General features: G+C 70.9%; 10 protein-coding genes. 1 reads left to right on the top strand and 9 read right to left on the bottom strand.

Translation table 11 applies throughout. The features are described from left to right. The 5 genes from DQ239_RS07365 to DQ239_RS07340 form a co-directional block, all read right to left on the bottom strand. On the bottom strand, positions 1-184 hold a 184-nt coding region (locus tag DQ239_RS07365), incomplete at its 3' end, for a hypothetical protein (RefSeq protein ID WP_147251923.1). Positions 185-520: 336 nt separating this feature from the next. Continuing rightward, on the bottom strand, positions 521-1,798 hold the full coding sequence (locus tag DQ239_RS07360; RefSeq protein ID WP_113833722.1) for an FAD-dependent oxidoreductase: 1,278 nt from the start codon (positions 1,796-1,798) through the stop codon (positions 521-523). Positions 1,799-1,955: 157 nt separating this feature from the next. Then, positions 1,956-2,312 carry a TraR/DksA C4-type zinc finger protein gene (locus tag DQ239_RS07355; protein WP_113833721.1) on the bottom strand — a complete coding sequence of 119 codons (357 nt, stop codon included), beginning with the start codon at positions 2,310-2,312 and terminating at the stop codon, positions 1,956-1,958. 811 nt (positions 2,313-3,123) lie between these two features. Further along, complete coding sequence (locus DQ239_RS07345; protein ID WP_113833719.1) at positions 3,124-3,345, bottom strand: hypothetical protein; 222 nt, start codon at positions 3,343-3,345, stop codon at positions 3,124-3,126. Positions 3,346-3,618: 273 nt separating this feature from the next. Continuing rightward, entirely contained in the window at positions 3,619-4,710 is a 1,092-nt protein-coding gene (locus tag DQ239_RS07340; RefSeq protein ID WP_113833718.1) for a helix-turn-helix domain-containing protein, read from the bottom strand. A 406-nt stretch (positions 4,711-5,116) separates the two neighbouring features. Here DQ239_RS07340 and DQ239_RS07335 point away from each other — a divergent pair, with 406 nt between their 5' ends. Then, positions 5,117-5,647 carry a hypothetical protein gene (locus DQ239_RS07335; protein WP_113833717.1) on the top strand — a complete coding sequence of 177 codons (531 nt, stop codon included), beginning with the start codon at positions 5,117-5,119 and terminating at the stop codon, positions 5,645-5,647. A gap of 359 nt (positions 5,648-6,006) precedes the next feature. Here DQ239_RS07335 and DQ239_RS07330 read toward each other — a convergent pair whose 3' ends face one another. From DQ239_RS07330 to DQ239_RS07315, 4 genes are all read right to left on the bottom strand, one after another. Continuing rightward, entirely contained in the window at positions 6,007-6,750 is a 744-nt protein-coding gene (locus DQ239_RS07330) for an urease accessory protein UreD (protein WP_233488878.1), read from the bottom strand. A gap of 196 nt (positions 6,751-6,946) precedes the next feature. Then, the gene (locus DQ239_RS07325; protein WP_113833716.1) at positions 6,947-8,656 is read right to left on the bottom strand and encodes an urease subunit alpha; all 1,710 of its coding nucleotides are present in this window, start codon (positions 8,654-8,656) and stop codon (positions 6,947-6,949) included. Beyond that, positions 8,649-9,224: an urease subunit beta gene (gene ureB / locus DQ239_RS07320; RefSeq protein ID WP_233488865.1), complete on the bottom strand. Its 576-nt coding sequence runs from the start codon at positions 9,222-9,224 to the stop codon at positions 8,649-8,651. Before ureB ends, DQ239_RS07325 begins: the two co-directional genes overlap by 8 nt. After that, positions 9,221-9,523, bottom strand: coding sequence for an urease subunit gamma (locus tag DQ239_RS07315; RefSeq protein ID WP_113833782.1), 303 nt, complete (start codon positions 9,521-9,523; stop codon positions 9,221-9,223). Before DQ239_RS07315 ends, ureB begins: the two co-directional genes overlap by 4 nt. Positions 9,524-9,534: the final 11 nt, after the last annotated feature.

Genomic DNA, 9,534 nt, shown 5'->3' with positions numbered 1-9,534 from the left:
CGCGGATGTGGTCGGCGGTGATGTCCGCGCCGTCCTCGGTGCGCAGCAGGTTCTCCAGGAGGACCTTCAGGCTGAAGGGCAGCTTGTCGGAGCCCTCCACCGCGTCGAGTCGGTAGATGTCGTAGTCGGTGCCCTCGACGCTGAGCGTCGACCGTGCTCCGAAGCTGTCCTTGCTGGCTGCCACTGCTCTCGCCACCTCTCGCTCGACCGCTGTGTGCTCATCAAACTTGGGCATGCCCGGCCTCACCGGTGGTTGTTGGCACGAACTCGGAATGGCAACCCTCGGCAATCGTTACCTGTTCTGACACTGCCGTCGGCCGGGTCGCGCGAGTACTTTCGAGGCGGTTCATCAGGCTGGCACGGAGCCCGGCGGGGGCGAGCCTTTCATGCGCTGCGCTGAAGGTGTTGCGTGGATTGTCCTCCCGGCGAGCTAGCGCGACGTCGAGATCACACCTGCCGCACGTGTAGTGCGGAGGTGCGACAGGGACATCTGCGAGTGCCGCACGGACCGCGTAAGCCGCTAGCGCAGGGGGTCAAACGGCATGAGCTCCGGCGGCACTTCACCCTTGAGTACCGTCTGAGCAAGCAACTGGCCGGTAATCGGGCCGAGCGCGATGCCCCACATGCCGTGCCCGCCGCCGATGAAGACGCGCGGTGAGGCGGTAGCACCGATCAAGGGCAGCCCGTCGGCGGTGCACGGCCGGGAGCCGACCCACTCGTTGCGCCGGTCCTCCAGGTCCACGCCGTTGAGGAACGGGCGGACGGCGTCGACGATCGCCGTGATGCGGCGGGGGTCCAGCGGGTCGCCGTGGCGACGGAACTCCATCATTCCGGCGACCCGCAGCCGCCCGCCCAGCGGCGTGCACGCCACCCGCTGTTGCGGGAAGTACAGCGGTCCGCCGGGGAGCTGCTCGGCCGGCACGCTGAAGGAGTAGCCACGGCCGGCCTGCACCGGCTGTCGCACACCGTAGCGACCGGCCAGCTGGGGCAGCTCCGCTCCGTTGGCGAGGACGACGGCGTCGTGCCGCCGGCGTTCGCCGGTCGTGCACACCACGGTCACCCCGCCGGACTGGTGCTGCAGGTCGGTTACGCCTGCGCCTTCGACGATCTGGCCTCCGCGGGCGCGCACCGCCTGGGCCAGCGACCGCACGTACTCCGGTGGATGCAGGTAGCGCTGCCCGTAGATGGCGACCGCAGCCCCCACCTGGTCGGTCAGCGCCGGCTCCATCGCGCGGGCCTTCCAGCCGGTCATCGGGGCGAAGGTGGCGTTCTGCCCGGCGTCGCGGATGGCTTCCAGTTCGGCGAGCAGGCCCTCGGCGTCCCGCTCGCGGCGAAAGCAGGCCAGGAAGGTGCCCGCCGAGTGCGTCTGGCCGCCTACCCCACCGGCGGCGAGGACGTCGAAGGCCTCTAGGGCGCGGTCGTTGAGTGGCACGTAGGCGGCCATGCCGCGCCGCCAGCGCCGCGGGGTGCTGTGCGCGACGAAGCCGGTGAGGAATCGGAGCAGCTGTCGGTCGGCGCGCAGCGGCAGGTACACCGGGGAGCGGGGACTGAGCACGGCGCGCAAGCCATACCGCAGCACCGCCGGTTCGGGCAGCGGGGCGGTCAGGTCCGGCGTCAGCCAGCCCGCGTTCCCCCAGGACGCGCCCGCGGCGACCTGGTCCCGCTCGTACACGGTGACCTGCACGCCGGCCTCCTGCAGGAACCAGGCGGTGGACAGGCCGACCATGCCGGCGCCGACGACGGCCACGCTGCGGGGCGACCCGGCGCCGAGCGCCGGAAGGGGCTTCGAGACAGACATGGTTGCTCCTTGTCGCGGACGGTGCCGCGAGGTCAGTAGGGCTGCGGCACCCACCCGTGGTGGCGTGCCGATAGCCGGTCAGGGCGCACACCCGTGCGGGGCAGCCGGCCCCGGCGGCGGGAACTGGGCCGGGCGGGGGTGGCCCGCCGTGGCGGGGTCAGCGGACCGGTTGGGGGCAGGCGACGCAGTTGCCCGCGTACGGGCGCAGCTGCAGCCGTTCGATCGGGATGGCCCGCCCGCACTGCCCGCAGCTGCCGTAGGTGCCCTCGGCGATGCGGTCCAGCGCCGCGTCGATCTCCTCGAGGCGGCTCAGCAGAACGCCGGCGCGGGTGACCGCCACCAGGTCGGGCTGAGAGCTGACGGTTTCGGCCAGAGCCACCTCGCGCTGGTGGAGGCACTCGTCACGCTGGGTCTGAAGCAGCACGCGGAACGGCTCCCACGTCACCGGTGCGGCCGTGGGTGCGGTGGTCGTGGGCGTGGGGGTCGAGGGGATGGTGGTCGTAGGGGTGGACATGGTGGAACTCCTCGGAATGCGACGAGAACGCGTCCCGCAGCGGTGGGACGCGTGATGACGTGGCGCTGGACCGACCTAGGTCAGAGCGGCGCCGGCGCCGCCCGGCCCCGGTCGCGCCGCAGCAGGTGCAGCCCGTGGACGGCGCGCGCCCGCAAGCTCAGTGCTAGGACTGGCGGCACTGCGCTGCCCAGGGGAGACGCGGTGCGGCCAGCGCTCGTTGGCGTCGGCGGCAGGAGGCGCGCGGCGGTGTCAGCTGAGGTCACCGGGTCACCTCCTGTTCGCGGAGCGCAGTGGTCGCGTCCGGCAGTGTGCGGGCCTGAAGCCAGCATGCCCGCGGGACGGGGACTGGGTAAGGTTCGTCGTCGGCCAGCTGCAGGGCCGTATTCTTGCCGGTCGCCGGAAGTTCCGGGCTAGGGGCCCTCGGGGTGACCCGGCTGTGCGGCGCCAGCCGCCGCTGGACTTCTCACGGCTGGGCTTCGGGGCAGGCGCGGTCAGCGCGTCATGTACGTGATGAAGTCGCCGTAGGAGGAAATGACGTTCTTGAGCTCGCCGATGTCCGGGAAGTCCGCCACGCTCTGACGCGCCACGAGGTACCTGGTCCAGGACGGAGGGAGTGAGGTGGAACCAGCTCTTGCAGCTCTCCTCACCATCTCGCAGACGGACCACGAACTGATGTTCCCCTGCGTCTCGATGTCGATGGTGGTGCTCATGGCGCCGTTCCTGTCCGAGAGGGCGTGCGGGCTGCCGGAGTGCGTGTCACCGGTGCCTGCCGCCCCAGACGTGGTGTGGCCTACGCCGGTGACGCCAGCCGTCAGGAAGGCCGAGATGGCACCGGCGCAGCGGATGACGGCACCACCGTGCGGCGCGGTCGGGTGCGGCCACCGTGCACGCCGGCGGACCACTGGATGAGCAGCTGACCATCGAGGCCGGTGAGCCACTCGGCGACCTCGATGAGGACCTCGTTGGCGAAGGCGTCGATGGTGTCGGGGTGCTCGAAGGTCACCGTGACGTTCTGGTGACCGCGCCAGGTCATGCTCGGCGCCGGTGCCGACGCGGTGCTCGTCGTCGACCGGCAGGGCCGGTTGTTCGGGCTCGTGACCCTGTGGCACTACGCCCAGCTCGTTGCCGATCCGAACGCACCTACCGTAGAGACCTGACCGTGTCGCGCCAGAACGCTTCCTGCGGCTGCCGGTCTCGTCGGCCGCCGCACTCGGCGAAACCATGGCGTCAGAGCCGGCATGGCGTCACTCCGTCGGTCGTCCCCCAGACCGGTGCGCCGGCAGATGAACCAGGTCCTCACGGCGTGTCAGGTGTCGTTCGGCAGGGGATCGGCCGGCCAGCCGAACAGCCGCGCACCGAGCACGGCGGTGTGTAGCGTGAACCGCTGCTCAGGCTGCGACACGCTGTACCCGGTCAGCTCCGCCACTCTGCTCAGCCGGTAGGTGACGGTGCGGACCGACACGTGCAACCGTCGAGCTGCCTCGGTGGCGATGTCGCCGGCGGTGAAGTACCCGTGCAACGTGTCGAGCAGGACCGCCGGCCCACCGCGCACCTGCTCCAGGGGGCCGAGAACGTCCCGGATGAGGTCCACGATCGCCGCCTGGTCCCGGCCCAGGACGCGGTAAAGCAAGAGGTCGCTGGCCTGCACCACGTCAGCATCGAGGCCGAGCCGGTCGGCGAAGACGAACGCTTCACGGGCCTCCTCATACGACCGCGCCACCCCGTACGCGCCGGGGAACGCGCGGCCGGCGGTGACGCGCCAGCGCCTGCTGCCGGGAAGCTGCCGGAGTGCGCGCTCGATGACCGCGCCGATGTCTGCCGCGCCACCGGACCCCGAGGACGGACCCGGCTGGGCGGGGACGACGGCGACCAGCCGACCGTCCTTGAGGGCCACCAGCACCTCACGGTCGCCGAAGTGGGCGACCACGGCCCGCTCCAGGTCGGTGGCCGCCCGGTCCATGCCGTGGGTGCCCTTGCGGAGCGCGGCCAGAGCGACATGGTGTGACTTCCCCAGGTCGATGCCGAATGGCTCGGCGCGCTCCACCAGCTGCGCGACGTCGGCGTCACCGCGCAGCAGGTCGTCGACGAACTCCGCCCGCAGGGCCTCTTCGTGCCGGATCATGTCGCGCCGCTCAGAGGTGTGGCCGTCGACGAGCGCCCCGACCGCGTCGTCCAGGACCCGCAGCACCGCCTCCGCCGCCGACCGGACCGCCTCCGGGTCCTGGGAGCGGGCGATGAGGGGAAGTTGCCGCCACATCCGCCAGGCCGCTGACAGGTACAGGTCCACCGCGGCTGAGGCGCCGACGCCGCCTCGGGCCGCCTGACGCCCGGACTCCTGCACGGCCTCCAGCTCCCAGGGCTGCGGACGTCGCCCGTTCCGGGCGGCGCGGGCCAGCATCGGCAGGTATCCCCCAAGCAGCTCCGCGGGAGCCCCCGACGCCGACGCCGCAGACGCCGCGACGGTGTCCAGCCATGCGTCGCTGTCTGGCGAGAGCTGCCCTCCGCCGCCAGATCCGCCTACCGCTGCCACCGTGACCTCCTCGTCCCTGAGCCGGTCGGGTCGCGAGGCAGCACCGACCAGCAAACTTACCGGGACCGTACGAGCAACCCAGGACAGCCATGCTCATACCGCCCGCGGCGGGCCCGTGACCACTGCATGTCGATGATCTCTACGGCAGCGGCGGAGGCAGTCACCGGAAGGTTCCACGCCTTTCCAAGGGGTACACCACCGGAACTGACGTTGCGGCCGCGTCAGCCTTGAGGGCCTCGGTGGGGGAACGGCCGGCGGGCGGGCAGGAGCGGTCATGGCATGCGGCACCAGGCAGCTGACACTTATCGCGCTGTGGTGCCTCATGGCTCTGGGCTCGACGAGTCTGGCCGCCTGCAGCGAGGAAGAACAGACCCAAGGGGCGGACATTCAGGCGTCCATCGGAGACATCGAGATGCGTGGCATCAAGCTCGACACCCCGGTCGGCGGGTTCTACGAGGCCGGGAGCGCAGCGCGGCTGGAGTTCGCAGCGGTCAACACCGGCCGGGAGCAAGAAGAGCTGATCGGTGTGTCCGGGCCGCATTTCACCGGCGTGGTAGTCGACGGAGCGCCCAGCAGCCCACCTCTGGCGGTTCCTATCCCGCCCGGGGAGACTGTGTTCTCCGGCGGCGACGGGCCGGTGCTCATTCTGACTGGCATCAACCAGACTTTGAGCACCGCCAAGCGCACCCCGGTCACCTTCTCCTTCAGGAACGCCGGCGACGTCACCGTCGACGTGGTGGTGAGCTCTCCACTTCGAACGACGATCGACCGTGCTGAGCGAGCAAGAGGGCCCCTCGCCGACTGAGTTCCGGGTTGCCCCCAGGCCCAGGCCAGCAGGCGACGGGCACGGCGTGCTGTGCGGGAGCGCGTGAGCTACTTCCCATGGGTCTGCCCAGACACCACCACAGCCAGCAGAGGCCGGTCGCGGCGCCCAGCATGGCGGCGACGACCAGGTGGCCGGCCATCGCGCTAGCAAGGCCGACCCACGCCGCGCAGATCAGTGCGGCCGAGGCTCGCCGATGCCGTGCTCGCCGCTGCGCGGAGCGACCATGCCCACGGCGACCATGCCTACGTCGGTGCGGTCCGGCTCCCGCCTGCGCCGCTGGTCGTACTGTCCGCGTCGAAGGCTCGGGCGCCGGGGCGTGTGGCAGTCGTAAGGCCGGCTCAGGCGGCCGCGACGGGCGTCGGCGGGTGGGGCGCGTCGCGGTTCGTGCCCGCCACGCGCGTGGTGGTGAGGCGGTCGAGTGCTGCGTCGAGACTTCGGCGCAGCGCCTGCGCGTCGCTGCCCAGGGCAGAGACCAGTGCGGCGGGCCCCTGCAAGGGGAGAACAGCCGTGTCGTCGCCGAGCAGCGCGGCCGTCGGCGCGTCCGCCCACGCCGGGTCCACGACGACCAAGGAGCCGATGGCCCGCCGTCCGCCGGTCACCGCCGGGCCGTCCCAGCCGACCGCGCGCGGTCCGACCGCCAGCTGCTGGTCCAGCAGCGGCCAGCCCGCCCGTCGGATCCGCAGCCGCTGCACCACGTCGCCGGGCTGTTCACGGTGCCGGCCCAACAGCAGCTCCTCGCGGACGACCAGACGGGCATCGGCGTCGAGTTCCAGGTGGACGTCAGTGCGGTGGTGGCAGTCGTGGGCGGCGATGACCGGCTCGGGCAGCCACACGAGGGTCGCGCCGGCACCCACCCGCACGGTGGTCCGCAGACGCGACTGCGCGCCGTGTGGTCCCGGCAGTAGCAGGGTCGCGGAGACGTCTCGCAGAACCAGGGTGCTTCCGGCGCCGACGTCGACGGTCAGTTCGTACTCGTCCCCGCCGATCGGGCCCGCCGCACCCGCGGCGAGGCAGACGCGCGCCAGCCTGGTGTCCCCGGTGGTCCATGGTTCGGGGCCTTTCGCATGTGTCGGCCGAAGCATCAACGGGGCCTGCGAGCGCAGTGTCCTGACTCGGATGCGGCCGTCGGCGCCCAGGTCGGTGGAGAGAGCCGCAGTCGCCTGCATCAGTCCGTGGCCAGACTGGGGTGCGCCCAGGGTGGCCGGGCCGCGTTCATTTCGCGCACGAGGTGCCGGCGGCGCCACCGGGCCCCGAGCGCGGCGGTGCTGCGGGCGGTCATCAGAACAGGAAGTAGCGCTGGGTCATCGGCAGCGTGGTTGGTGGTTCGTGTTCGACGGTCTGCCCGTCGATGCGCACCTCGAAGGTGTCGGGGTTGACTTCGATGTGGGGGAGGGCGGTGTTGAGTGGCAGGTCAGCCTTTGTGCGGCCGCGGACGTTCTCGATCGGGAGGAGTTGGCGGTGCACCGCGAGCCGGTCGGCCAGGCCGTCTTCGAGTGCGGCCGGCGCGACGAAGGCCAGGCTGGTGGCCTGCGCGGCGCGGGTGTGCACGTTGTACCCACGCCGGGGCAGCACAGGCTGAGGGGTTGGCACGGACGCGTTGGGATCTCCGAGCATCGCGACGGCGGACATGCCGCCTTTGAACACGTTGGTCGGCTTGACCCCGAACAGGGGTGGCTCCCATAGGACGAAGTCGGCGAGCTTGCCGACCTCGATGGAGCCGATTTCCCGGTCCAGGCCGTGTATGACGGCGGGGACAATGGTGTACTTGGCGACGTAGCGGCGGATGCGGTTGTTGTCGTTGCGTCCGTCGCCGGGCAGGGCGCCACGTAGCTCCTTCATGACGTGCGCGGTTTGCCAGGTGCGTTGAATGGTCTCGCCGAGCCGCCCCATGGCTTGAGCGTCGGACTGCATGCCGGAGATGGCGCCGATGTCTTGCAGGATGTCCTCGGCCGCGATCGTGCTGGCCCGGACCCGGCTCTCGGCGAACATGAGCTCGGCCGGGACTTTCGGGTTGAGATGGTGGGCGACGAGGATCATGTCCAGCTGCTCGTCGGCGGTGTTCACCGTGAACGGCCGGGTCGGCGTGGTGGATGACGGCAGGACGTTGGCCTCGGCGGCGATGCGGATGATGTCGGGGGCGTGCCCGCCGCCGGCGCCCTCGGTGTGGTAGCTGTGGAATGTCCGGCCGGCCACGGTGCGCATCAGGTCCTCGGTGAACCCGCCCTCGTTGAGGGTGTCGGAGTGGATGGCCACCTGGACGCCGGTGGCGTCGGCCACGGTGAGCGCGGCGTCGATGACCGCCGGGGTGGCGCCCCAGTCCTCGTGGCACTTGAATCCGGCGGCGCCGGCGCGCAGCTGCTCGTGCAGCGCTTCCTCCGAGACGGTGGTGCCGCGGCCGAGGAAAGCGACGTTGACCGGCCAAGGGTCGAACGCCTCGAACATGCGCTCCAGCCACCACGCGCCGGGGGTGGCCAGAGTGGCTTGGGAGCCGCTGGTCGGGCCGGTGCCGCCGCCCACCAGCGTCGTCGTGCCGGCCTCCAGAGCCACGGTGCACATGTCGGGGGACACCATGTGCACGTGGGTGTCGATGGCACCGGCGGTCATGATCAGCCCGGTGCCATTCATGATCTCCGTCGACGGTCCAACCACGAGGGCGGAGTCGATGCCGTCCATGATGTCGGGGTTGCCGGACTTGCCGATCCCGACGAAGCGGCCGTCGCGGATGCCGACGTCGGCTTTCACGATGCCCCAGTAGTCCACGACGATCACGTTGGTGACCACCAGATCCGGGGTGCCCTGGGTGCGCGGCGTGTGCGACTGGCCCTGAGACTCTCGGCCGGACTTTCCGCCGCCGAACATGGTCTCGTCGCCGCCGACGCAGCGGTCCTCGGTGATCTCCAGCAGCAGGTTGGTGTCGGCGAGCCGTAGCCGGTCACCGGTCGTCGGCCCGAGCATCGACACGTACAGTTGGCGCTCGATTTCAGCCATCGGAGCGGCCTCGGGACTCGCCGCGGAAGCCGGGCATCACCTGGCGCCCGGCGTATGGGACGAGTTCGACGTCTTGGGCGGCCCCGGGGTCGAAGCGGGTCATGCCCCCGGCGACGATGTTTTGCCGGTGACCCCATGCGACCTCGCGGTCGAACTGCAGCGCCGGATTCGCCTCGGCGAAGTGGTAGTGCGAGCCCACGGTGATAGCCCGGTCGGCGGTGTTGAGCACCCGCACGGTGCGCGTCGGGCGGCCCACGTTGATGTGCACCGGTCCCTCCCCGTAGAGCACCTCGCCGGGCGTGCCCGGAATGGCGGAGGAGTCCGCCCCGGGGTGGGTGATGCCGATCGCCCCGCCCCGGCCCGCGCCCATGACGACGTGCTGTGCACTGCCGGGTCGCTTTCGGGTCATCGGCGGTGGGGTGAGGGCCTCGGCGACCTTGCCCAAGCCGGGCGTCCGCTGTGCCAGCCGCTGCATCCGCGAGACCGCGTTGCTGACCGCCCCGAACGGTCCCGGCTTCGCCGCCTGATTGGCGAGCGTGTCTTTGATCGTCCGCCCGATGCCGGTCATTGGATGGGCTCGGGAACGGTGATGAGCTTCGTGCCGTCGGGGAACGTGGCCTCCACGTGCACCTGGGCCAGCATCTCCGGCACGCCGTCCATTACATCGTCTCGGCTGAGCACGTTGCGGCCGTCGTTTTGCAGGTCGGCCTTGGACCGGCCATCGCGAGCGCCTTCGAGGAGGTATGCGGTGATGATGGCGGTGGCCTCGGGCAGGTTCAGCTTCAGGCCCCGGTCCTTGCGTCGCTGTGCCACTTCGGCGGCGGTGAAGATCATGAGCCGCTCACGCTCCCGGAAGGTCAGCAACATGGCGGTCTCCT

It is taken from the genome of Blastococcus sp. TF02-09, from assembly GCF_003319105.1.
Taxonomy (GTDB): Bacteria; Actinomycetota; Actinomycetes; order Mycobacteriales; family Geodermatophilaceae; genus Blastococcus.
This window is presented reverse-complemented; position numbering and strand designations above follow the sequence as displayed.

Bases quoted from the DNA above. Each gene is read 5' to 3' on its own strand.
- DQ239_RS07325 (WP_113833716.1), bottom strand. From the start codon at position 8,656: ATGGCTGAAATCGAGCGCCAACTGTACGTGTCGATGCTCGGGCCGACG.
- DQ239_RS07315 (WP_113833782.1), bottom strand. From the start codon at position 9,523: ATGTTGCTGACCTTCCGGGAGCGTGAGCGGCTCATGATCTTCACCGCC.
- DQ239_RS07355 (WP_113833721.1), bottom strand. From the start codon at position 2,312: ATGTCCACCCCTACGACCACCATCCCCTCGACCCCCACGCCCACGACC.
- DQ239_RS07330 (WP_233488878.1), bottom strand. From the start codon at position 6,750: ATGCTTCGGCCGACACATGCGAAAGGCCCCGAACCATGGACCACCGGG.
- ureB (WP_233488865.1), bottom strand. From the start codon at position 9,224: ATGACCGGCATCGGGCGGACGATCAAAGACACGCTCGCCAATCAGGCG.
- DQ239_RS07335 (WP_113833717.1), top strand. From the start codon at position 5,117: ATGGCATGCGGCACCAGGCAGCTGACACTTATCGCGCTGTGGTGCCTC.
- DQ239_RS07345 (WP_113833719.1), bottom strand. From the start codon at position 3,345: ATGACCTGGCGCGGTCACCAGAACGTCACGGTGACCTTCGAGCACCCC.
- DQ239_RS07340 (WP_113833718.1), bottom strand. From the start codon at position 4,710: ATGCTGGCCCGCGCCGCCCGGAACGGGCGACGTCCGCAGCCCTGGGAG.
- DQ239_RS07360 (WP_113833722.1), bottom strand. From the start codon at position 1,798: ATGTCTGTCTCGAAGCCCCTTCCGGCGCTCGGCGCCGGGTCGCCCCGC.